This is a genomic window from Streptomyces sp. NPDC059009 (assembly GCF_042740175.1).
Taxonomy (GTDB): Bacteria; Actinomycetota; Actinomycetes; order Streptomycetales; family Streptomycetaceae; genus Streptomyces.
Map to the genome: position 1 here is coordinate 1 of NZ_JBHYJB010000004.1, position 21,495 is coordinate 21,495.

General features: G+C 73.2%; 19 protein-coding genes. 5 read left to right on the plus strand and 14 right to left on the minus strand.

Going from position 1 to position 21,495, the window contains the following annotated elements; translation table 11 throughout:
• Window positions 1–86 precede the first annotated feature (86 nt).
• The 5 genes from ACFWYM_RS05190 to ACFWYM_RS05210 form a co-directional block, all read right to left on the minus strand.
• A complete protein-coding gene (locus ACFWYM_RS05190; RefSeq protein ID WP_384830177.1) occupies window positions 87–1,286 on the minus strand; it encodes a glycine C-acetyltransferase in 1,200 nt (399 codons plus the stop codon).
• Window positions 1,287–1,350: 64 nt separating this feature from the next.
• Entirely contained in the window at window positions 1,351–2,379 is a 1,029-nt protein-coding gene (gene tdh / locus ACFWYM_RS05195; RefSeq protein WP_384830810.1) for an L-threonine 3-dehydrogenase, read from the minus strand.
• Window positions 2,380–2,571: 192 nt separating this feature from the next.
• Window positions 2,572–3,756, minus strand: coding sequence for a Gfo/Idh/MocA family protein (locus tag ACFWYM_RS05200; RefSeq protein ID WP_384830180.1), 1,185 nt, complete (start codon window positions 3,754–3,756; stop codon window positions 2,572–2,574).
• Window positions 3,757–3,958: 202 nt separating this feature from the next.
• Complete coding sequence (locus ACFWYM_RS05205; protein WP_384830183.1) at window positions 3,959–4,705, minus strand: hypothetical protein; 747 nt, start codon at window positions 4,703–4,705, stop codon at window positions 3,959–3,961.
• 165 nt (window positions 4,706–4,870) lie between these two features.
• Complete coding sequence (locus ACFWYM_RS05210; RefSeq protein WP_384830186.1) at window positions 4,871–6,361, minus strand: M1 family metallopeptidase; 1,491 nt, start codon at window positions 6,359–6,361, stop codon at window positions 4,871–4,873.
• A gap of 130 nt (window positions 6,362–6,491) precedes the next feature.
• Between ACFWYM_RS05210 and ACFWYM_RS05215 the strand changes: the two genes are divergently transcribed.
• The gene (locus ACFWYM_RS05215; protein WP_384830188.1) at window positions 6,492–8,471 is read left to right on the plus strand and encodes a DUF2264 domain-containing protein; all 1,980 of its coding nucleotides are present in this window, start codon (window positions 6,492–6,494) and stop codon (window positions 8,469–8,471) included.
• Between the two features lie 53 nt (window positions 8,472–8,524).
• Here the strand turns inward: ACFWYM_RS05215 and ACFWYM_RS05220 are convergent, their stop codons facing one another.
• The 6 genes from ACFWYM_RS05220 to ACFWYM_RS05245 all read right to left on the minus strand — a co-directional run bounded on the left by ACFWYM_RS05220 (window position 8,525) and on the right by ACFWYM_RS05245 (window position 14,873).
• Window positions 8,525–9,112: a GAF domain-containing protein gene (locus ACFWYM_RS05220; RefSeq protein WP_384830191.1), complete on the minus strand. Its 588-nt coding sequence runs from the start codon at window positions 9,110–9,112 to the stop codon at window positions 8,525–8,527.
• Complete coding sequence (locus ACFWYM_RS05225; protein ID WP_384830194.1) at window positions 9,109–9,702, minus strand: ATP/GTP-binding protein; 594 nt, start codon at window positions 9,700–9,702, stop codon at window positions 9,109–9,111. Before ACFWYM_RS05225 ends, ACFWYM_RS05220 begins: the two co-directional genes overlap by 4 nt.
• Window positions 9,680–10,051: a DUF742 domain-containing protein gene (locus ACFWYM_RS05230; RefSeq protein ID WP_384830197.1), complete on the minus strand. Its 372-nt coding sequence runs from the start codon at window positions 10,049–10,051 to the stop codon at window positions 9,680–9,682. The genes ACFWYM_RS05225 and ACFWYM_RS05230 overlap by 23 nt, the downstream gene beginning before the upstream one ends.
• A 2-nt stretch (window positions 10,052–10,053) precedes the next feature.
• Window positions 10,054–10,497, minus strand: a complete 444-nt coding sequence (locus ACFWYM_RS05235) for a roadblock/LC7 domain-containing protein (protein WP_384830200.1) — start codon at window positions 10,495–10,497, stop codon at window positions 10,054–10,056.
• Between the two features lie 54 nt (window positions 10,498–10,551).
• Window positions 10,552–12,369 carry a sensor histidine kinase gene (locus ACFWYM_RS05240; RefSeq protein ID WP_384830203.1) on the minus strand — a complete coding sequence of 606 codons (1,818 nt, stop codon included), beginning with the start codon at window positions 12,367–12,369 and terminating at the stop codon, window positions 10,552–10,554.
• Window positions 12,370–12,623: 254 nt separating this feature from the next.
• Window positions 12,624–14,873: a GH36-type glycosyl hydrolase domain-containing protein gene (locus ACFWYM_RS05245; protein ID WP_384830206.1), complete on the minus strand. Its 2,250-nt coding sequence runs from the start codon at window positions 14,871–14,873 to the stop codon at window positions 12,624–12,626.
• Window positions 14,874–14,966: 93 nt separating this feature from the next.
• Here ACFWYM_RS05245 and ACFWYM_RS05250 point away from each other — a divergent pair, with 93 nt between their 5' ends.
• On the plus strand, window positions 14,967–16,262 hold the full coding sequence (locus ACFWYM_RS05250; RefSeq protein ID WP_384830208.1) for a styrene monooxygenase/indole monooxygenase family protein: 1,296 nt from the start codon (window positions 14,967–14,969) through the stop codon (window positions 16,260–16,262).
• A 91-nt stretch (window positions 16,263–16,353) separates the two neighbouring features.
• Window positions 16,354–17,025, plus strand: a complete 672-nt coding sequence (locus tag ACFWYM_RS05255; RefSeq protein WP_384830211.1) for a histidine phosphatase family protein — start codon at window positions 16,354–16,356, stop codon at window positions 17,023–17,025.
• Window positions 17,026–17,085: 60 nt separating this feature from the next.
• Here the strand turns inward: ACFWYM_RS05255 and ACFWYM_RS05260 are convergent, their stop codons facing one another.
• Window positions 17,086–18,270, minus strand: a complete 1,185-nt coding sequence (locus ACFWYM_RS05260) for an MBL fold metallo-hydrolase (protein ID WP_384830214.1) — start codon at window positions 18,268–18,270, stop codon at window positions 17,086–17,088.
• A gap of 226 nt (window positions 18,271–18,496) precedes the next feature.
• Here ACFWYM_RS05260 and ACFWYM_RS05265 point away from each other — a divergent pair, with 226 nt between their 5' ends.
• Window positions 18,497–19,060 (plus strand): carboxymuconolactone decarboxylase family protein, encoded by a 564-nt coding sequence (locus ACFWYM_RS05265; protein ID WP_384830217.1) that lies wholly within the window; start codon window positions 18,497–18,499, stop codon window positions 19,058–19,060.
• Window positions 19,061–19,098: 38 nt separating this feature from the next.
• On the opposite strand, the gene ACFWYM_RS05270 is transcribed toward ACFWYM_RS05265, so the two are convergent.
• Window positions 19,099–19,677 (minus strand): TetR/AcrR family transcriptional regulator, encoded by a 579-nt coding sequence (locus ACFWYM_RS05270; protein WP_384830220.1) that lies wholly within the window; start codon window positions 19,675–19,677, stop codon window positions 19,099–19,101.
• A gap of 91 nt (window positions 19,678–19,768) precedes the next feature.
• On the opposite strand from ACFWYM_RS05270, the gene ACFWYM_RS05275 reads away from it, so the two are divergent.
• Window positions 19,769–20,215, plus strand: a complete 447-nt coding sequence (locus ACFWYM_RS05275) for an anthrone oxygenase family protein (protein ID WP_384830223.1) — start codon at window positions 19,769–19,771, stop codon at window positions 20,213–20,215.
• Here ACFWYM_RS05275 and ACFWYM_RS05280 read toward each other — a convergent pair.
• Window positions 20,155–21,390 carry an MFS transporter gene (locus tag ACFWYM_RS05280; protein ID WP_384830226.1) on the minus strand — a complete coding sequence of 412 codons (1,236 nt, stop codon included), beginning with the start codon at window positions 21,388–21,390 and terminating at the stop codon, window positions 20,155–20,157. The genes ACFWYM_RS05275 and ACFWYM_RS05280 overlap by 61 nt on opposite strands.
• Between the last annotated feature and the right edge of the window lie 105 nt (window positions 21,391–21,495).

Below are 21,495 nucleotides of genomic sequence, written 5' to 3' on the forward strand. Positions count from 1 at the left end.
GCCTTGCATCTCGACGCACCACAGCCCGCTCACCAGCGACGGACGGCACAGCTCGGAATCATGCGGCCTGATCCGCCGGACAGGCCCTAGCCCGCCAGCTCCGCCCGCGCGGCGACGAAGGCGTCGACCGCCCGGTTGACGTCCTCCGTCGAGTGCGCCGCCGAGAGCTGGACGCGGATGCGGGCCTGGCCCTGGGGGACGACCGGGTAGGAGAAGCCGATCACGTAGACGCCGCGCTCCAGGAGCAGCTCGGCCATGCGGCCCGCGACCGCCGCGTCGCCGATCATGACGGGCGCGATGGCGTGGTCGCCGGGCAGCACGTCGAAGCCCTCCTCGGTCATCCGCGAGCGGAACAGGGCCGTGTTGGCGGCGAGCTGTTCGCGCAGGTCACCGGCCGACTCGAGCAGGTCGATGACCTTCAGCGAGGCCGCCGCGATCACCGGGGCGAGGGTGTTCGAGAAGAGGTACGGGCGGGAGCGCTGGCGCAGCAGCGCGACGATCTCGGCGCGGGCGGCGACATAACCGCCGGAGGCGCCGCCGAGCGCCTTGCCGAGGGTGCCGGTGATGATGTCGACGCGGTCCATGACGCCGTGCAGCTCGGGGGTGCCGCGGCCGCCGGGGCCGACGAAGCCGACGGCGTGCGAGTCGTCGACCATCACCATGGCGTCGTAGCGGTCGGCGAGGTCGCAGATCTCGCGCAGCGGCGCCACATAGCCGTCCATGGAGAAGACGCCGTCGGTGACGACGAGCTTGCGCCGCGCGCCGCCCTCCGTGGCCTCCTTCAACTGCCGCTCCAGGTCCGCGAGATCACGGTTGGCGTAGCGGAAGCGGCGGGCCTTGCTCAGCCGGATGCCGTCGATGATGGAGGCGTGGTTGAGGGCGTCGGAGATGACCGCGTCCTCCGCGCCGAGGAGCGTCTCGAAGACGCCGCCGTTGGCGTCGAAGCAGGAGGAGTAGAGGATCGTGTCCTCCTGGCCGAGGAAGGCCGACAGGCGCCCCTCCAGCTCCTTGTGCACCTCCTGGGTGCCGCAGATGAAGCGCACGGACGCCATGCCGTAGCCCCAGCGGTCGAGGGCCTCGTGCGCGGCGGCGACGACCTCGGGGTGGTCGGCGAGGCCGAGGTAGTTGTTGGCGCAGAAGTTGAGGACCTCGCCGGGGCGCCCGCCGGACGTGACCTCGACGGTGGCGGACTGCGGGGTGCCGATGACGCGCTCGGGCTTGTGCAGCCCGGCGGCGGTGATCTCGTCGAGGGTGGCCTGGAGGTCCGCGCGTACGGAGTCGAACATCGCTGATTCCTTAGGGAGGTTCGGGAGGCTGGAAGGAGGCTGGCGGAGAGGACGAGAGGTCAGGTCAGTCGGTCCAGTCGAGGATGACCTTGCCGCCGCGGCCGCTCGCCGCGTCGTCGAACGCGGCCTCGAAGTCGCGGTGGCCGTACCGCCCGGTGATCACGGGGCTGAGGTCGAGTCCGCCCTCCAGGAGCACCGACATCGCGTACCAGGTCTCGAACATCTCGCGGCCGTAGATGCCCTTCAGCGTGATCATCGAGGTGACGATGCGGGCCCAGTCGACGGCGAACTCCTGGGCCGGCAGGCCGAGCATCGCGATCTTGCCGCCGTGCGTCATGTTGGCGATCATGTCGCGCAGCGCCGCCGGGTTGCCGGACATCTCCAGGCCCACGTCGAAGCCCTCGCGCAGGCCCAGCTCGTGCTGGCCGTCCGCGATCGTCTCCTTGGCGACGTTCAGGGCGAGGCCCGCGCCGACCTTGCGGGCCAGCTCCAGGCGCTCCTCGCTCACGTCCGTGACGACGACGTTGCGGGCGCCCGCGTGCCGGGCCACCGCGACCGCCATCAGGCCGATCGGGCCCGCGCCCGTGATCAGCACGTCCTCGCCAACCAGCGGGAACGACAGGGCGGTGTGCACCGCGTTGCCGAACGGGTCGAAGATCGCCGCGACGTCGAGGTCCACCGGCACCCGGTGCACCCACACGTTGGCGGCGGGCAGCGCCACGTACTCCGCGAAGGCGCCGTCGCGCCCCACGCCGAGGCCGATGGTGGCGCGGCACAGGTGGCGCCGCCCGGCCAGGCAGTTGCGGCACTTCCCGCACACCAGGTGGCCCTCGCCGCTGACCCGGTCCCCGGCCTTGATGTCCATGACGTCGCGGCCGGTCTCCACGACCTCGCCCACGAACTCGTGGCCCACGACGAGCGGCGCGCTGATCGCCTGCTGCGCCCAGCCGTCCCAGTTGCGGATGTGCAGATCGGTGCCGCAGATGCCGGTCCGCAGGACCTTGATCAGGACGTCACCGGACCCGATCGTCGGCTCCGGCACATCCGTGAGCCACAGTCCCGGCTCAGCCTTCTCCTTGACCAGCGCCTTCAACGCCCCAGCTCCTGTCGTACGCCACTTCTGTCCCGACGTCACAGGAATCTTCCGTACGGCAGCGCCCGGGTCCATCGAGGATTTCTTAAGCACCGTCGCAGCTTTCCTTCAGGCCCTGCGTACGGACCCGCGCAGGGCCCCGTACGGACCCGCGCAGGGGCCCGCGCCCGGGCCCCGCGCACCATGCCCGGCTCAGCGGATCTGGCCCCGCTCGAAGTACCCGATCAGCTCAGGGTCCAGCACCGGCACCTCGCCCGGCGCCCCGCCGCTCCGCAGCGACTGCGTCGCCCCCACCCCGGCCGCGACCGCCATCCGCGCCGCCACCGGAGAGGTGTCCGTCCGCCCGCCCTCCCGCGCGAACCGCACGAACTCGTCGATCAGCAGCGGGTCGGCGCCGCCGTGCCCGCCCTCGTCCTCCGCGTCCGGCACGGGGTACTCGGCGTCGGCCTCGCCCCGGTACGTCGACCGGCGGGAGTTCCACACCTTCACCACTCCCCCGGGCCCGTCGCCGAAGTTCTCCAGGCGCCCGGCGTCTCCGATCACCGTGTAGTTGCGCCAGTAGTCGGGGGTGAAGTGGCACTGCTGGTAGGCGGCCAACACCCCGTTGTCGAGGCGCATGTTGACCAGGGAGACGTCCTCGACGTCGATCACCGGGTTGAGGCCGCGCTGGGTGTGCGGCGGCCAGTGGCCGTCCTTGGTGTACCAGTCGTCGGGCTTCGGCTCGCCGGGCGCGCGGCGGTGCGGGCTGTCGCCGTAGACCATGAGGTCGCCGAGGGCCTGCACCTGCCGTGCGTAACCGCCCGCGAGCCAGTGCAGGACATCGATGTCGTGGGCGGCCTTCTGCAGCAACAGGCCGGTGGTGTACCGGCGTTCGGCGTGCCAGTCCTTGAAGTACCAGTCGCCGCCGTAGCCGACGAAGTGGCGCACCCACACGGTCTTGACGGTGCCGATCTCGCCGCGCCCGACGATGTCGCGCATCAGCCGGACGACCGGCATGTGGCGCATGTTGTGGCCGACGTACAGCCGCGTCCCCGTCTCGTACGCGGTGCGCAGGATCCGGTCGCACGCCTCGACGCCGATCTCCAGGGGCTTCTCGACGAAGACGGGCTTGCCCGCGTGCAGCGCGGCGCAGGCGAGGTCGGCGTGGGTGTGGTCGGGGGTGAGGACGACGACGGCGTCCACGTCCGGGTCCTCGATGACCTTGCGGTGGTCGCCGGATATCAGGGCCTCCGGGAAGGCCCGGGCGGCCTGTGCGCGGGCGGCCTCGTCGTGGTCGGCGAGGGCGGCGACCCGGGCGCCCTTCCCCGGCCGGTGCGCGGTGCGGGCGAGGGAGCCGCGCAGCCCGTAGCCGAGGACGCCGAGACGGAGGTCGGTCATGGAACTTCCTTCGCTAGTGCCGGTGTTGCGGGGGTACGGGTACTGCGCGTCCACGGGTGCCGCGGGTGTCACGTGCGGTGCCGATGAGCTTGATCCTTATCTATCCGGCCCCGGCCTCCCGTGTCGAGAAGCGTGCATGCACCAAAGGTCCGGCCCGCCCGGTCGGGGGCGGGCCGGACCTCGGTCTCCGGTGCGGCGCGGGTCAGAGGATCCCGACGTGGAGGCCGAGCTTCACGTCGAGGGAGACGTCGATGTCGGCACCCAGCTCCACGTCGACGTCGAGGCCGCCCGCGACGGCCGTGGCCAGGTCGACGCGGAGGTCGTGGGCCAGGCTCGCGTCCAGCCGCACGGCCGCCCCGATGGACCCGGTGAGCAGCGTCTGGTCCTCCTCCAACTGCACGCCGAGAATGCCGTGCAGCCGCTCCGCGGCCGCCGCGCTGAGGTCGATGTTGTTGTCGTCGACCAGGCCGATGACGACGTAGAGCAGGTTCGAGCCCGCGTCCGAGCGCAGCCGCAGGTACTCGGTGTCGATGTAGCCGAGGACCATCACCTTGCCCGCGACGGACGCGCGGACGGTGCCCGTCGCGATGTCGATGGACACGTTCTTCAGGGCGGCCCGGTTGTTCCCGGCCTTGAGGGTGATGCTGCCGCCGAGCCTGACGACGCCACCGGTGATCCGGTGGTTGGAGTGGATCAGACTGCCGCCGGAGACCTTCAGCGAGCCGCTGCTCTCGAGGTCGAGAAGCGGGTCCACCTCCAGCGTGGTCGGGCCCGAGACGATCGGGGTGGTGCCGGCAGGCACGGCGGCGGGGGCGGTGGCACGGGAACCCACGGGGGCGTCGGCCGCGGCGGCCGCCGGAGCGGCCAGCGCGGCGAGGACCGCGACGGCGACGCCGACACTGGCGGCGCCGCGCAGCGTGCGCGAGCGGTGAAGGGAGGGGAGGGACATGAACCTCACGGTTCCTTTCCTGGGGCGAGCGGTTCCTGGCGCGGTACCGCGGTGGCGCGACTCATCACTTAGTCGGACAATTCCGTGCAATCCGCCGCCTCGCTCCCCTCGGCCGCCCCTTCCACCCGTACGGCCCCTCGGCACACCCCCTTCACCGATGCCCCCTCAGGAGGCGCCGCCCCAGTCCGGGTGCCCCGGCATCGGCGGGTTGTCCAGGTCGTACAGCCAGTGCTCCAGGAAGGTGCCCACGGAGGCGTCCCCGGTGACGGCGACCGCGTCGTCGACGAAGTCCCGGGTGCCGGCGTTGCCTTCGCGGTGCCGGGTCAGCCAGGACTTCATCACGGCGTCGAACTCCCGCTGCCCCAGCTCCTGTTGGAGGGCGTAGAGGACCACCGCGCCACCGTCGTAGATGTTGAAGCCGCCGAGCTCGGTGGGCCGTCCCGGCGGGCCGTCGCTCTTGCGGACGGCGTCGAGCTTCTCGTACGCGGTCCGCATCTTCTCCTCGAGCGGCTGATAGCCCTTCTGGTCGGCCCACACGGCCGCGTAGTAGACAGCGGGCCCCTCGTTCAGCCAGGCGTCCTGCCAGGTGGCGGGCGTGACGGAGTCGCCGAACCACTGATGGGTGAGCTCGTGGACCATGGTCGCGGAGTACGTGGGGCGGTCGAACCAGGCGGGCCCGAAGAGCGACAGGGTCTGGTTCTCCAGGGCGTCGGCGTAGCCGTCGCGCACGATCTGCACGCCGTACGTGTCGAAGGGGTAGCGCACCCCGAGGGTCCGCTCCAGCCACCGCATCTGGCCGTCGGTCTCGGCCGCGACGGGTGCGTACTTGGCGCGCTGGCCGGCGGGGACGAGGTGGCGCAGCTTCACGCCGTGCGGTCCGCGGCCGTACAGGTAGGTCTGCCGGTTGACCGAGATGCCCAACAGCTCGGGCGCCATGGCCGACTTGAGGGCGAAGTCCCAGGTGCGCTTCGTGTCGCCCTTCGTGCGCCGCGTGCCGCCCTTCGCCTTCCGTACGCCGGTCAGGTTGCCGTTCGCGGCGGGCGTCCAGCCCTCGGGGGCGGTGAGGTGGAAGGACCAGGTCGCCTTGTCGGAGGGGTGGTCGTTGACGGGGGCGAAGGTGTCGGCGCGGGACGCCTGGGCGGCGGAGGCGAACCCGCCGTCGGACATGTACCGCCAGCCCGGAGCGCCGACCGGCTTCGTCCTGCCGTTGCCGTGGTAGGTCACCTCGACGGTGAAGCGGGCGCGGTCGTGGAGCGGCTCGGCGGGCGTGACCGTGAGCTCCTGGCCGGACTGTCCCGGTCGCACCGTCCAGGCGGCCGCGGCGCCGTCGACCTCGACCCGGTCGATGGCGAGCGAGTCGACGTCGAGGTTGAAGGCCGAGAGGTCCTGGGTGGCCCGCGCGGCGATCCTCATGGTGCCCGTGAAGTCGTAGCCGACGGGCGTGAAGTCGAAGGCCAGGTCGTAGTGGCGGACGTCGTAGCCGCCGTTGCCGAGGGTGGGGAAGAGCGGGTCGCCCAGGCCGTCGGCGCCGGGCCGGGGGTCGAAGGCGGAGGCATCGGCATGGGCGGGGGCCGCCGGGGCGGCGACGGCGAGGGCCACGAGGGCGACCGCGGTCGCCGTCGCGGAACGTGCGGTACGGGTCCAGTTCTCAGCCATGGGCCCGCAAAGTAGTAATCGCTTACTGCGACCGTCAACACCGTTGACACGGCTATCACTTGGCACGCGTGACCATGAAGTCCCTCATACCTCTGGCGCTCCATGGGGTTCGCAGTACACGCTTGCCGTCATGCCCGCACCTCACTTCGCGCTCCCGCCCACCGACCGTGTCCTCTCCCCCCGCACCGGCTGGACCCGGGCGCACTGGGAGGCGCTCGCCGACCGGCAGTTGGCGGCGCTCGTGCCATATGCGACGCCGGGCGGCGCGCAGTACCGGCTGCCCGGCCGCGCCGGCTGGTCGGGGGTCGTGTCGGACGGCCTCGAGGGCTATGCGCGCTCCTTCCTCCTCGCGGCCTTCCGCATCGCGGGCGCGGGCGGCGACGTGGACCCCGCACTCGTCGAGCGGTACGCGCGGGGCCTGGCCGCGGGCACGGACCGCGACAGCGGCGAGGCATGGCCCGAACTGACCGACTGCTCCCAGCAGATGGTGGAGGCGGCCTCCGTCGCGATCGGCCTGCACGAGACCCGCCCGTGGATCTGGGACCGGCTGGACACACGGGTCCAGGAGCGGGTCGTGGACTGGTTCTCCGGGTTCGTCGGCCGCCGCACCTGGGACAACAACTGGCGCCTGTTCCAGGTGGTTTCGGAGCAGTTCCTGGCCTCGGTGGGCGCCCCGTACAGCCAGTCCGACATCGACGGCGGCCTGGACCGGATCGAGGACTGGTACCGGGGCGACGGCTGGTACAGCGACGGCGACGGGCGCAACTACGACTACTACATCGGCTGGGCCATGCACCTGTACCCGCTGCTGTGGGCGCGGATCGCGGACCCGGGCGGCACGGGCGCGGACGGCACGGGCGCGGACAGCTCCGGTACCGGCGGCACGGGCGCCGACGGCGGGCGCGCCAAGGTCTACCGCGAGCGTCTCGGTCAATTCCTCGCGTCCTACCCGCAGTTCTTCGGGGGCGACGGCGCCCCGGTGCACCAGGGCCGCTCCCTCACCTACCGCTTCGCGGCCGCCGCGCCCGTGTGGCTGGGCGCCCTCGCCGACTGCACCCCGCTCGCGCCGGGGCTCACCCGGCGGCTCGCCTCCGGGACGGCCCGGCACTTCGTGGAGCGCGGAGTCCCGGACGAGCGCGGCCTGTTGCCGCTCGGCTGGTACGGCACGCATCTGCCGACCACGCAGGCGTACTCGGGTCCGGCGTCCCCGTACTGGGCGAGCAAGGGCTTCCTCGGGCTGCTGCTTCCCGCCGATCACCCGGTGTGGACGGAGCGCGAACTGCCGCTGCCCGTCGAGGAGTCGGACCAGTGCACGGCCCTGCCGGTGCCGGGCTGGCTGCTGCACGGCACCCGGCACGACGGCATCGTGCGCCTGGTGAATCACGGCAGCGACCACAACCCACTGACCGGCCCCGCCCAGGACGATCCGCACTACGCGAAGTTCGGCTACTCGACGGCGACGGCCCCGGAGACGGCGCCGCGCGCCTGGGAGCGCGCCGTGGACGGCCACCTGGCGCTGCTCACCCCGGACGGCACCGCCTCGCGTCGCCGCCGCATCCACCCGCTGACCTGCGCGGACGGCATGGCCTCGTCCCGCCACGACGCCGAACTACCGGGCTACGCAGGGCAGTTCCCGGTCGAGACGGTGAGCGCTCTGCACGGGCCGTGGGAGGTCAGGGCGCACCGGCTGCGGGCCCCGGCGGGCGTGGCGGTCCGGGAGGGCGGTCACGCGGTGGCGGACGAGGCGCGGCCGCACGCCGAACAGGGGCCGGGCTGGGCCCTCGTACGGACGGAGTCGGGGCTGACCAGCGCGGTGGTCGCCCTGTTCGGGTGGGAGACGTCGGGCGTGGCCCGCGAGGTGGAGGCCAATGCGTACGGGCCGCACTCGGCCACTCCGTATCTGCGCATCGACGGGCACCCGGGCGGCGACACCGTGCACGTCACGCTGCACGTGCTGACGCGGGACGCGGTGCGGCCCGAGGCGCTGCGCGAGTCCGTGAGCTGCGAAGTGGCGGACGACGGGCGGGTGTTGGTGGACTTCCCCGACGGCGCCCGGCTCACTCTGCAGACCTCGGATCCCACCGTGCGAACCCCGGATCCCACCCTGTGAACCTCGGATCCCACCCCGTGAATCCCGAATCCCGAATCCCGGATCCCGGATCCTCAGATCCCGCCCTCGCCCCGCCGTCTGATCTGCTCCACGAGCTCCGCCGCCATCGACTTGATCGTCTCCAGGCCCGAGCGCCCCCAGGGCCGCGGTTCGGTGTCCACGACGCAGACCGTGCCGAGCGCGAGGCCGCCGCGGTCGATGAGCGGGGCTCCCAGGTAGGAGCGGATGCCGATCTCGTCGACCACCGGGTTCCCGGCGAACCGCGGGAAGTCGCGGACGTCCTCCAGGACGAGGGCCTTGCGGCGCACCACGACGTGCGGGCAGTAGCCGTGGTCGCGCGCCATGTAGCGGCTCGCGACGCAGGCCCGGCCCTCCTCCTCCGCGGCGGGCTCGTCCGCCGGGTCGGCCTCGCCCCGCTCGCCGTCGGGGGTGTGCAGCCCGGCGAAGAACTGCCGTTCCTCGTCGATGAAGTTGACCATCGCGTACGGCGCGTCCGTGATCTTCGCGAGCCGGTCCGCGAACGCGTCGAACGCGGGGTCCGGCCGGTCCCCGATGCCGAGTCCGCGCAGTCGGCGCACCCGTTCGGGCGCCTCCTTGTCGACGGGGGTGAGCAGCAGGTGACCGGTCGGGTCGTACATCACGTGTGTGCTCCGTAGCTGGGGGCCGGGGCGTGGGCGAGCAGGTGCTTGACGAGGGTGAGCAGGGTCTGGATGCCGGAGCTGGAGATGCGGGCGTCGCAGCGCACGATGGGCACCTGGGGGTCCAGGTCGATGGCGCTGCGCACCTCCTCGGGGTCGTAGCGGTAGCCGCCGTCGAACTCGTTCACCGCGACGATGAAGCCCATGCCGCGCTGCTCGAAGAAGTCGACGGCCGCGAAGCAGTCCTCCAGGCGCCGGGTGTCGGCGAGCACGACCGCGCCGAGCGCGCCCTCGGAGAGCTCGTCCCACATGAACCAGAAGCGCTCCTGCCCGGGCGTGCCGAAGAGGTACAGCACATGCGCCGGGTCGAGGGTGATCCGGCCGAAGTCCATGGCGACCGTCGTGGTGGTCTTGTGCTCGACGCCGGACAGGTCGTCGGTGCCCTCGCTGACCGTGGTGAGCAGCTCCTCTGTGCTCAGCGGGGCGATCTCACTCACCGCGCCCACGAAGGTCGTCTTGCCGACCCCGAAGCCACCCGCGACGAGGATCTTCAGCGCGGTGGGGAAGGGGTCAGAGCTGTCGTCGTAGTCCATCGAGCACTGCCTCCAACAGGGAACGGTCAGTGGGGTTGTGGTAGGTGTCCGGGGCCCTCTCGGTGAGAGCCCCGCAGTCAATGAGGTCGGAGAGCAGCACTTTGGTCACGACCGCCGGGAGCTTGAGCTGCGCGGCGATCTCGGCGACCGACACGGGTGCCTCGCACAGTCCGAGCGCCGCCGTGTGCTCGGGCCCCGGGTGGCCGAGCGGGGGCGCGCCGGTGGCCATCACCAGGGACAGCAGGTCGAGGCTCGCGGTGGGTCTGGTCCGTCCGTCACTGATCGTGTACGGACGGACCAGTCGTCCCGCCGCGTCGTCGAGCCACGGCCCGTCGTGCGGGGCCACCACGTTCAGGGCCCCATCGGCGCGGGCTGCGCGGCGGGCCGCGCGGGCTTGCGGGGTGCGGTGATCAGGTACGGGCGGACGCTCTTGACCAGCATCGCCATCTCGTAGCCGAGGACGGCCGCGTCGGCGTCCCGGCCCGCGAGCACGGCGAGGCAGGTCCCTGAGCCCGCGGTGGAGACGAACAGGAGCGTGGAGTCGAGCTCCACGACGACCTGCCGCACGTCGCCGCCGTCCCCGAAGCGCACGCCCGCGCTGCGGCCGAGGGAGTAGAGCCCGGAGGCGAGGGCCGCCATGTGGTCGGCGGCGTCCGGGTCGAGTCCGTGGACCGACTTCACCAGGCCGTCGGAGGAGAGCAGAACGGCGCTGCGGGTGTGCGGGACGCGCTGCACGAGACCGCTCATCAGCCAGTCGAGATCGGACACCTGGCCGGTGGGCACATCGCTCGGCATGGGATCGACTCCTTGAGTACGAAAGGTACGTGCGGGGGGGTGAGGTGGACCGGCTCAGCCGTCCGGCGCCTGGTCGCGGGCCTCCTGCGCCTGCGCCAGGCCGATGCCGCGCTGGAAGGCGGCCATCAGGCCCGGGTCGTGGCCGACGAGGTGCTCGCCGTCCTGACGCGCGGCCGGCGCGGGCCCGTCGCGGAGCTGGGGCGCGAGGTGCTCCTGGGCGCGCCGCTTGGGGAGTTGGGGCCTGCCGACGCGGCCGCGGACCGGTCCGGCGCCCGCGCCGCCCACGGGCCGCGGGGGCGTCGCGGAGTTCTCGACGGCGGTCCGCCGGTCCTCGGGGCGGATGCCGGGCAGGGCGTCGGCGGGCGTGGGCCGCTCCTCGCGGGCGCCGCGCACCGGGAGGGGGGTGTGGGTGTGCCCGTTGGTGGCGGGCCGGGGGGCGGGAACGGGCGCGGGGGCCGGGGCGGCGGCGCGGGCCTCGTCCCGAAGGGGCTGCCGGGGCACGGCAGCCGGGGCCTGCCGCCGCTCGTGTACGTCGGTGGGGGCGGCGTGCGGGGCGGGGGGCTCGGTCGCGGTGGGGGCGGCGGGGGCGGGTGCGGCCGGGGCGGCGCCCGGGCGGGGCGTGCCGGTCGCGTTCTGCGTCGGCACCGGCGCCGGCACGGAGCCCAACAGGCCCTGCGGAACGATCAGTACGGCCTGCACGCCGCCGTAGATGTTGCCCTGGAGGCGCACCGCGATGCCGTGCCTGCGGGCGAGGGCCGAGACCACGTAGAGCCCGATGCGGCCGTCCTGGAGGAGGCTCGCGACGTTGACCTGGTCGGGGTCGGTGAGCAGCTGGTTCATCTTGTTCTGCTCGGTGACGGGCATGCCGAGTCCCCGGTCCTCGACCTCGACGGCGAGCCCGGCCGTGACGTGGTTGGCGCGCAGCAGCACCTGGGTGTGCGGGGCGGAGAACACCGTGGCGTTCTCGACGAGTTCGGCGAGGAGGTGGATGACGTCGGCGACGACGTGGCCGCGCAGGGTGCCGTCGATCGGGGGCACCAGCTTGACCCGTGAGTACTGCTCGACCTCGGCGATGGCGGAGCGCAGCACCTCGGTCATGGAGACGGGCTTGCTCCACTGGCGCCGGGAGACGGCGCCGCCGAGGACGGCGAGGTTCTCGGCGTGCCGCCGGATGCGGGTGGCCAGGTGGTCGACGTGGAAGAGGCCCTTGAGGAGCTCGGGGTCCTCGACGTCGTTCTCCAGGTCGTCGAGGATCGAGATCTCGCGGTGCACGAGGGACTGCAGCCGGCGCGCGAGGTTCACGAAGACCTCGACCTTCTGCTCGCTGCCCGCGTGGCTGGAGAGCTGGGACGCCTGCACGACGGCGGTGACGGCGCCGTCGTGCGCCCGGGTCAGCTCCTCGGCGAGCAGCCCGAAGTCGTCGCCCGCGGGGGTGCGCGGGGTGACCGCGCGGGCGGCGGTGGCGCGCACCGGCGGCCCTTCGCCGCGCCGCAACTGCTCGACGAGGGCGCGGAGTTCGGCCTGGCCGCGGGCGGTGCTGCGGCGCAGGGCGCCGACCCGGTCGCAGACGGCCTGCGCGGTGCGGTCGGCGGCCACGACGGCGCTGACGATCCCGGCGACCGCGATCGCGGCGGCCCCGCCGAGGACGGCGAGGAGCACGGGGTCGGGCCGGGTGCCGGTGGACCGCAGGAGATACAGCACGGCCGCGCAGGCGGAGAGCGCCACGGCGACGGCGGGCAGCACCGTGATGCGCAGGAGCTGGGGCCGTATGTGGGTCTCGGGCAGCGGGGGGACGGTGCGGCTCGCGGTCCTGCCGTGCCGTCCGCCCTCCCGGCGTTCTGCGCGTGCGGCCGGTGCGCGAAGGTGAGACATCTGCGTCCTCGGTACGGTGCGACGAGCGACGGGCGTGGGGCGTGCCGGGCGGAGGATCACGGGTGTGACCGCGGTGGCCCCGCGGGAACCCCCGGAGCGATCACCGTGATCGTTCCGTGGACCGGCGACCACTCACCGTAGTCGGCAACGCATCATGTGCGGTGGGCAGTTGACAAAGTCCGGTGGCCGAGGTCCCGCTCTGGTATGAGCCCTCGTACGGGCGGCCGATTCATGCGCGTGCCCGTCCTCGCACGTCAGTTCCAGGACAGCTCCGGGCCGCCCCGGTGGACCCTCCCGTCGCCGGTGACCACCTCGACGGGCCCGCGCCCCCGCAGCCGCCCCGACCCGTCGTCGCGCACCGTCAGGACCCGGCTCTCGAACAACCCTCCGCCGCGCACGCGGAGTTGACCCGTGGCCGTGGGGGCGACGCCGAGCAGCCGCAGATAGCCGAGCAGCGGCTGGCTGTGGGCGTGCTGGTTGGCGACGGGCCACGCCTGCATCGCCACCCCGAGCCCCGGCAGCCCCCAGGTGTGCCCGGCGCGCCCGGACTCGGGCGGCAGGTAGGCGTCGGGCCCGGACAGGGTGCCCTCCCAGATGTCCGGGTAGGCGGCGGCGTGCGCGTGCAGCGTCAGGCGCCGCCAGTGCGCCCACGCGAGCTCCGGTTCGACCCCCGCGGCGGCCCAGACGAGCGTCTGGTTGACGGCGTACCAGATGGTGCCCCGGTCGCTGTCGGGGGACGGCCACCGCAGGCGCGCCCCCAGCGGCGACCCGCCCGCGCACAACTCGTCGACGGTGTGCAGGAGTTCGCGCGCCCTGGCGTCGTCGGCCGCCCCGCACAGGATCGCCCAGGGCTGCACCTCCAGCCACAGGTCGTGCTCGCCGACGGTCTCGTCCCCGGGCCCGCGCCCGCGCCGGAACCACCGCCCGTTCCACTCCCCCGCGACCACGTCCCGCAGCCGGGCCCCGAAGGCGCGCGCCTCGGCGGCGGTGTCCGCGTCCCCGAGCCGCTCGGCGAGCCCCGCGTACACGGGCAGCACCCACGCCGCCATCGCGGAGTTGAGCACGGACTCCCCGCGCTCGATCATCACGTCCCTGGACAGCCCGGTCTCGTCGAGCACCAGGTCGTTCCAGTCGGCGTTGCGGATCCGCAGATGTCCGTGCGCGCCGGTCCCGACGACGTCGACGAGATACCGGAACTGCCGCCTCAGATGCTCCCCCAGCGGCACCTCGCCGGCTCCGTGCGAGGGATGGAAGCCGACCGGCGCGGCGAAGGCCGCGAGGTCCCCGGCGGCCGCCGCGTACTCGGCGGCCAGCCACAGCGCCCACAGGTTCTGGTCGGAGGGCCGGAACAGATCGGTGCGGGGCTGCTGCAACGGGTCGAGCGCGTACGGCAGTTCACCGTCCGGGCTCGCCCAGGCGCAGGTGTTGCGCAGCACGGACAGGGCCAGGTCCGGCTCCGTGTAGACGAGGGGCAGCGCGTGCTGGAGCGGATCGCGGGCGGCGCCGTTGAAGCCGTGCCGGAAGGAATAGGCCGAACCCTGGTCGAGGGAGTGTCCGCCGAGCAGCCCGTCGGCGCAGGCGCCGCCGCTGAGCAGGGCGGCGTGCCAGGGGATCTCGACGGCGGCCTCGGGCGCACGCCGGGCGGCCGCGCGCGGCAGCCGTTCCCGCAGGGCACGCAGGCTCCGCTCGTACGTGGCCTCCGGATCCCCGTACGTGTACGGGTCGTTCCCGTCGGCGCCCTGCGGCGGCGCCGCGATGCCGCAGCGGAACCAGACGGTGCGGCTCTCGCCGGGTGCGAGGTCGAGGGGGACGGTGGCGCGGAGGGTGCCGTGGTCACCGACAGCGGGCGGAATCCCGTCGCGCCCCGGTCCCACGGCCGCCACCGCGAGCGGCACGAGCCCCTCCCCCGCGGGCGCCGCCTCGCGCGGCCCCACCTCCAGGTACTCCAACTGCCGCTGTCTGACGTCCCATTCCTCGCCGAGCCGCCACCGCACGCTCTCCGCACGGTGGTTGGTGACCCGGACCCGGACCAGGACGCCGGGGTCCTCGCCCTCCGGGCACAGCACCGTGCGCTCCAGCTCGGCGCCGTCGGCGCGGGTGCGGGCGCGGGTGTACGCGGGACCGAAGAGCACGTCCGGTTCCGTGTCCGAGCGCAGGGCGACGCCGGTTCCGTCCAGGGTGCTCACGCCCGTGCCGTCCGGCTCCGGTTCGGTGAGCCAGCGCAGCCCTTCGTGCTCGTCCCACAGGCCGCTGCGTCCGTCGGTGTCGGCGACGAGGGCGATGCGCCGGTTGCCGAGGTGGATCCAGCGGCGGCGGGTGGGCGGGTCGATGAGCCGGTCCCACGCGGTGCGGGGCGCGTCGGGGCTCATCCGGAAGGCGGGCAGTCCGTGGTCCTCGGTCCAACTGCCGTACGCGCTCACCGGTTTGGGAGCTCCCACGGTGTCACCGCTCCCCTCCGTGCCCTCGTCCATCTCGCGCTCGCTCCCGCCCATGAAGTCCTTCACGGTTCCCAGCGTTCACAACAACGTCCGCTTCCGCACGCCCGACGTGCCGTTCGCATCTGGACATCTCCTGATATCAGCCGAGACAGTGAACCCATGCGCAGGATCGCGATCGTCGGTGCCGGTCAGGCCGGGCTCCATCTCGCCCTGGGGCTGCGGGCCCGGGGCTACGACATCACGCTCGCCGCCGAGCGCACACCGGACCGGGTGCGTTCGGGGCCGGTGCTCTCGACTCAGGTGATGTGCGGCCCGGCCCGCGCCCTGGAGCGCGCCGAGGGCCTGAACTTCTGGGACGCCGAGGTCCCCGCCATCCACGTCCTGCGGGGGTCGATGTGGGACCCCGGGGAGCCGGACGCCGTGCCCCTGACGGTGACGGGACGCTACGGGGAGCCCGCGCACTCCGTGGACCAGCGCGTGAAGATGGCGCACTGGCTGGAGAGGTACGAGGCCGGGGGCGGCCGGGTGGAGTACGGGGCCGTGGACGGCGACCGGCTCCACTCCCTGGCCGCCGCCCACGAGTTGACGATCGTGGCAGCCGGGCGGGGCGACCTCGGGCGGCTCTTCCCGCGCGACCCGGACCGCTCCCCGTACGACCGTCCCCAGCGCGCCCTCGCCTGCTTCTACCTCCGCGGTGTGACGCCCCACCCCGAGCTCGGTGCCCCGGCCGACCGGCCCCTGCGCACCTGTGGCCTGAGCGGCGTCGGGGAGGTCTTCTCCATGCCCGCCCTCACCGTCGGCGGGCCCTGCGACATCCTGCTGATCGAGGGCGTGCCGGGCGGACCGTTCGACTGCTGGCAGGACCGGCCCGCGCCCCGCGCCGGGGTGGCCCGCGCCCTGGACCTGCTGCGCACCCAGGTGCCGGAGGAGTACGCCCTGCACAAGGCGGCCGAGCCGGCCGACGCGGGCGCCGCGCTCTACGGCGCGCTCACCCCCGTGGTGCGCCGCCCGGTGGCCCGGCTCGCCCCGGGCCTGCACGTCCTCGGCCTCGCGGACGCCGTGGTCACCAACGACCCCGTCACCGGCCAGGGCTCCAACAACGCGGCCAGGGCCGCGGCGAGCCACCTGGCCGCCGTCGTCGAGCGCGGCGACGCCCCCTTCGACCCGGACTGGATGCAGCGCGCCTTCGACACCTTCTGGTCGCAGGTCCGGCACAGCACCGAGCTCACGAACCTCACCCTGCGCCCCGGCCCGCCCCCCGGCCACATGCGGCGCTTCCTCACGGCCGCCGCCCGGTCCCCGCGCATCGCCGGCCGCTGGGCCGACACCTTCGCCGACCCGTCGACCCCGCCCCACTGGTTCCTCGAACCGGACGCGGCGGACGCGTACGTGGCGGCGCACGCCGGGCCCGCCGAAGGGCCCGGGGCGCGGCCCGGCAGCGAATCGAGTGCCTGACGCCGGATCCGGTGCCGGGCACCGCCGCGCAGCCGCCGAGGCACCAGTGGCAGAGTGGAAGAAGTGTTCCGTTCTGTGGAGGTAGCCCCGCATGCGTCTGCTGCTCATACGCCATGGCCAGACCCCGTCCAACGTCAAGCACCTGCTGGACACCGCGGCACCGGGCCCCGCCCTGACCCCGCTCGGTCAGGAGCAGGCGGCCGCCCTGCCTGAGGCCCTGGCGGCGGAGCGGATCGACGCCCTGTACGCGTCGACGCTCGTGCGCACCCAGCTCACCGCCGCTCCCCTGGCCGCCGCCGAGGAGCTGGAGATCCAGGTGCGGGACGGCATCCGCGAGGTGGCCGCGGGTGACCTGGAGATGCGCGGCGACGACGATGCCATCACCACGTACATGACGACGGCCTTTGCCTGGTCCGCAGGGGACACGGACCGCCGTATGCCCGGCGGTGAGAACGGCGTGGAGGCCCTCGGCCGCTTCGACGCCGTCGTGGCCGAGGCGGCCGCGACCGGGGCGCGGACGGTGGCCATGGTCAGCCACGGCGCCGCGATCCGCACCTGGGTGGGCGCCCGGGCCCACAACATCGACGTGGCCTTCGCCTCCCACCACGCGCTCGGCAACACCGGGCTCGTCGTGGTCTCCGGCTCCCCCGAGGAGGGCTGGCGGGCCCTGTCCTGGGAGGGCCGCTCGCTGGGGCCCGAGGCGGACGACCCGGAGGGCAGCGGCCCGGCCGGTACGGAGACGGTCCCGGCCTCTTCGGCCTGAGAGCCCGGCCCTCGGCCCGCCGGCCCTACAGCCGCCGGCCCAGGGGCGCGGAACTCCGGTTCACCCCAGGGACGCGGCCCGCTCCGCCTCCGGGACGGACTCGGCGGCGTCCTCCGGCAGGGCGGGCCAGCCGCCCGCCGGCTCCACCGCGACACCGCGCCACCACGGGCGGTCGGGGACGGCGTCGCCCGTGGGCTCGAAGGGCTCGCCCGGCACCGGCAGCGCGACGCGGGCGCCCGCCTTGCGAGCGGCGGCCAGTGTGCCCTCGCCCGGCTCGGACCACGCGTGCGGCGCGAGGTTGAAGGTGGCCCAGTGGATGGGCAGCAGCACGCCGTGGCCGGGCTGCCCGGACTGGAGGTCGACGTGGGCGCGTACGCCCTCGTCGGGCGTCATGTGGATGTCGGGCCAGAACTCCGAGTAGGCCCCGATCTGGATCATCGTCGCGTCGAACGGGCCGTGCTCGGCGCCGATGTCCTTGAAGCCGTCGAAATAGCCGGTGTCGCCGCTGTGGTAGATCCGGTGCTCGGGTCCCGCCACCGCCCAGGACGCCCAGAGGGTGTGCTGCTGGTTGCGCAGGCCGCGGCCGCAGAAGTGGCGGGCCGGGGTCGCCGTCAGGACGAGCCCGGCGATCTTCGTCGTCTCGTTCCAGTCCAGCTCGCGCAGCCGGTCCGCCGGGACGCCCCAGTGCTCCAGGTGGGCGCCGACACCGAGGGGGACCGCGAACACGGTGTCCGTGCCCGCGAGGGCCTTGATGGTGGGCAGGTCGAGGTGGTCGTAGTGGTCGTGCGAGATCACGACCGCGTCGACCGGGCCAAGGGCCTCGATCGGCACCGGCGCCGGGTGCAGCCGCTTGGGCCCGGCGAAGGCGAACGGGGAGCAGCGCTGCCCCCAGACCGGGTCGAAGAGCACCCGCCGCCCGTCGATCTCGGCGAGCACGCCGGAGTGCCCCATCCAGGTCAGCCGCAGTCCGCTCGCGGGCGGCCGCGCCAGGTCGGCGAGGGTCGTGGCGTGCACCGGCACGGTGCCGACGGGGCCGCGGCGGGCCCGCTCCTCCTTGCGGAAGTAGACCTTCGCGAACTCGAGCATGGAGCCGGAGGGCCGGGTCCTGGCCCCCACGGGGTTCTGGAAGGACCCGTCGGCGAAGTTCGGCGACGTGCGGATCCTGGCCAGCCGCTCGCCCGCGGGGTCCGCGCCGAAGGCGGCGGGCCGCAGTGAACGGAGCCCGGAGCTCAGGGACCGGTTCACGGCACCTCCTGATGGGGGGGGATCGTCAGGCCCCATTATGTGCAGCCCTCCGTGCGCGGGCCCTGCGGCGGGGTGGCCGCCCGCCGTCGATCGCGGGCATCGGTGCAGGTCCCGCCGATGTGACAGCCGGATTCCGGCCGATGTCACATCCGCGGCCGCTCGTTCCGTCGCATCAGTGAAGGACAACGAAAGACAAGCCGACTCGCTCCTCCCGGAGGTGGCCCCCATGGCCCGTATCTCGCTCGCTCCGCGCCGCACCCTCTTCGTCCGCGCCGTGGAGTGGTACTCGAAGCGGACGTACGGGAAGGTCATGGACCCCACCATGGCGATGGCCCACAACCCTCGGGTGCTCTCGACCTACGCCCGCTTCGAGATGTCGCTCAAGAAGTGGAAGAAGCTCGACCCCGAGCTGAAGGCGCTCGCGGTGATGGCGTCGGCGGCCTCGATCGGCTGCTCCTGGTGCATGGACTTCGGCTACTGGGAAAATCACGAGCGCGGCATGTCCCCGCAGAAGCTCCGCGATGTGCCCGCCTGGCGCGACAGCGACGTCTACACGCCCCTGGAGCGGGACGTCATGGAGTACGCGGAGGCGATGTCCGCGACGCCGCCCACCGTGGACGACGACCTGGCCGGCCGACTGCTGTCCGCGCTGGACGAGGCCGCGTTCGTGGAGCTCACCGAGATGATCGCGGTGGAGAACCTCCGCTCGCGCACGAACGCGGCACTCGGTCTGACGTCGCAGGGATTCAAGGACTCCTGCGACATCCAGCGCCCGCAGACGGCCAAGTGAGGCCGAGCAGGACCGACTGAGGCCATCCGGACGGCGTGTCAGAGCACGGCGAGCCGGTCGACCAGCAACGTCACCCTCTGCTCGGCGTACTCGGGCGGCAGCCGTCCCTCCCGGGTCAGGGTGGCGACGCCGTGCAGGCACGCCCAGAACACTTCCGTGAACAGCCCTGGGTCGACGTCGTCCCCGGCGACCTCGCCCAGGGTCTCCAGGAGTGCGGCGAAGCCGTCCTTGAGCTGCGCCGGGGTGTCCTCCTGCGCGAAGGCCAGGCCGCCGTCGAGCTGGAACATGGCGTCGTAGACCGCCGGGTTGCGTGCGGCGAAGTCGAGGTAGGCGCGGGCCAGGGCGGTGACCCGCTCGCGCGGGCCGTCGGCGGCGGAGGTCGCGGCCCTGACCGCCACGGCCATCTCGGCCGCGCCCTCCAGCGCGACGGCGCCGATGATCTCCCGTTTGCCGCGGAAGTGGCTGTAGAGGACGGGCTGGCTGTATTCGATGCGCTCGGCGAGACGGCGGGTGGTGACGGCGTCCCAGCCCTGCTGCTCGGCGAGTTCGCGGGCGGTGGCCACGATGAGGCGCTCGCGTTCCGCCCGTTCGCGCTGCTTGCGTTCCTGTACCGACATGATTCGACCCTAGCATCGCTAGACAAGCGAGCGGTAGCAGTACTAGCGTTGCCCCATCAGCTAGCAACGCTAGTCATTCGGAGGGGTCGTCATGCTCAACGCACTCGAGGTCATCACCACCGTGGTCGTCGGCGTGATGGTGGGGGTGGAGTTCGCCGTCCCCTTCTTCATCAACCCGATCATCAAAGCCCTGCCCGAGGACAGCGGCCAACTCGCCCGCGCCCACAGCGGCCGCCTGGGCGGCGCCATCATGCCCTTCTGGTACATCGGCTCCCTCGTCCTCGTCGCGATCTGGGCCGTCGCCGGACGGCACCACGACGGCACCGCCCTCGTCGTCACCGCCGGCGCACTCCTGATCGTCAGCGTGCTCCTGTCGGTCCTGGTGCTCGTCCCGATCAACAACCGGGTCAAGGCGTGGACCCCCGAGAACCGGCCCGCCGACTGGAAGGAGCAGATGCACCGCTGGGACCGCTGGCACTACGTCCGCGTCGCCGTCATCGTCGCCGCCTTCGCCTTCCTGGCCGCCGCCCTCGCCTGAACCGCCACGGTCGCGAGCGCGAGCAGGGCCACACCCCCGCCGTACGTCATGAGGGCCGCCTCCGAGGTGCGGTCGAGGACGGCTCCGCCCGCGAGGGCGCCGAGCGAGAAGGTCGCCTGGAAGGCTGCGGTGAACAGGACGGACGCCGCCTCCGGGGACCGCGGTGCGGCGGCGGCGAAGCAGCGCTGCGAGACGACGGGCACGGCGCCGTAGGCGATGCCCCACAGGACGAGCAGCGCCACGGCACCCGCTTGCGCGTGCCCCGCCACGGGCAGCGCGAGGGTCACCGCCGCGATGCCGCTCGCCGCGGCCGCGGCCGTGCCCCGTGGCCACCGCGCCACGGCCGCGCCCCCGGCGAAGTTGCCGAGGACCCCGGCCACCCCGTAGACCAGCAGGAACACGGTGATCCGCCCGGGCCCGACGCCGGTGACCCGCTCCAGGAACGGCGTCACGTACGTGTACGTCCCGAAGTGCGCGAGCACGAGCAGGAACGTGAGCGCCAGCGCGTACCGCGTACGAGCGCCCCGCACCAGCCCGCGCAGCACCCGCAGCCGGGTGACGCTCCGGGGCGGCAGCGGCGGCACGACGGCCAGCATGAGCCCGAGCACGGCCACGGTGAGAACTCCCAGCACCACAAAGGCCGTTCGCCAGCCCGCGAGGTCTCCGACGAGGGTCCCCGCGGGCACCCCGAGGACCGAGCCGAGCGGCACCGCCGAGAAGATCACCGCGGTGGCGCGGCCCACCGACCGTTCGGGCACGAACCGCTCGGCGAGTCCGGCCGCGATCGACCAGAAGCCCCCGATGACGACGCCGACCACGACCCGGGACACCAGCACCAGCCAGAAGCCGGGCGCCGCCGCGAGCAGGTCGCCGAGGGCGAGCAGGACCATGAACCCGCAGAGCATCCGCCGCCGGTCGACCCGGGCCGTCGCGGCCGTGAGCAGCGGTGCGCAGGCCGCAGCGAGCAGCCCCGGCAGGGTCATCATGAGCCCGGCCGTGCCGTCGGAGACGGTGAAGTCGCCGCCGATGGAGGTGAGCAGCCCGATCGGCAGGATCTCGGCGGTGACGATGACGAAGATCCCGAGCGTCACGGAGCCGACCGCGGCCCAACCGCCTTTACGGGTACGGCCGTTCGGAGACGCTGCGGCCGGCGCGAGAGTGGGTGTGCGTAACATGCATCCACTCCAGCACCGCTACGGCGCCCGATCCGGCAGGAATTCGACGTCGTAGTCGCGGGACCGGCAGAAATGCGACGCCCGTACCCCCACCGGCCCCGCACA

Coding starts and splice junctions, on each gene's coding strand:
- ACFWYM_RS05190 (WP_384830177.1), bottom strand. CDS start 1,286: ATGTTCGACTCCGTACGCGCGGACCTCCAGGCCACCCTCGACGAGATC.
- ACFWYM_RS05200 (WP_384830180.1), bottom strand. CDS start 3,756: ATGACCGACCTCCGTCTCGGCGTCCTCGGCTACGGGCTGCGCGGCTCC.
- ACFWYM_RS05205 (WP_384830183.1), bottom strand. CDS start 4,705: ATGTCCCTCCCCTCCCTTCACCGCTCGCGCACGCTGCGCGGCGCCGCC.
- ACFWYM_RS05210 (WP_384830186.1), bottom strand. CDS start 6,361: ATGGCTGAGAACTGGACCCGTACCGCACGTTCCGCGACGGCGACCGCG.
- ACFWYM_RS05215 (WP_384830188.1), top strand. CDS start 6,492: ATGCCCGCACCTCACTTCGCGCTCCCGCCCACCGACCGTGTCCTCTCC.
- ACFWYM_RS05225 (WP_384830194.1), bottom strand. CDS start 9,702: ATGGACTACGACGACAGCTCTGACCCCTTCCCCACCGCGCTGAAGATC.
- ACFWYM_RS05235 (WP_384830200.1), bottom strand. CDS start 10,497: ATGCCGAGCGATGTGCCCACCGGCCAGGTGTCCGATCTCGACTGGCTG.
- ACFWYM_RS05240 (WP_384830203.1), bottom strand. CDS start 12,369: ATGTCTCACCTTCGCGCACCGGCCGCACGCGCAGAACGCCGGGAGGGC.
- ACFWYM_RS05250 (WP_384830208.1), top strand. CDS start 14,967: ATGCGCAGGATCGCGATCGTCGGTGCCGGTCAGGCCGGGCTCCATCTC.
- ACFWYM_RS05255 (WP_384830211.1), top strand. CDS start 16,354: ATGCGTCTGCTGCTCATACGCCATGGCCAGACCCCGTCCAACGTCAAG.
- ACFWYM_RS05265 (WP_384830217.1), top strand. CDS start 18,497: ATGGCCCGTATCTCGCTCGCTCCGCGCCGCACCCTCTTCGTCCGCGCC.
- ACFWYM_RS05270 (WP_384830220.1), bottom strand. CDS start 19,677: ATGTCGGTACAGGAACGCAAGCAGCGCGAACGGGCGGAACGCGAGCGC.
- ACFWYM_RS05275 (WP_384830223.1), top strand. CDS start 19,769: ATGCTCAACGCACTCGAGGTCATCACCACCGTGGTCGTCGGCGTGATG.
- ACFWYM_RS05280 (WP_384830226.1), bottom strand. CDS start 21,390: ATGTTACGCACACCCACTCTCGCGCCGGCCGCAGCGTCTCCGAACGGC.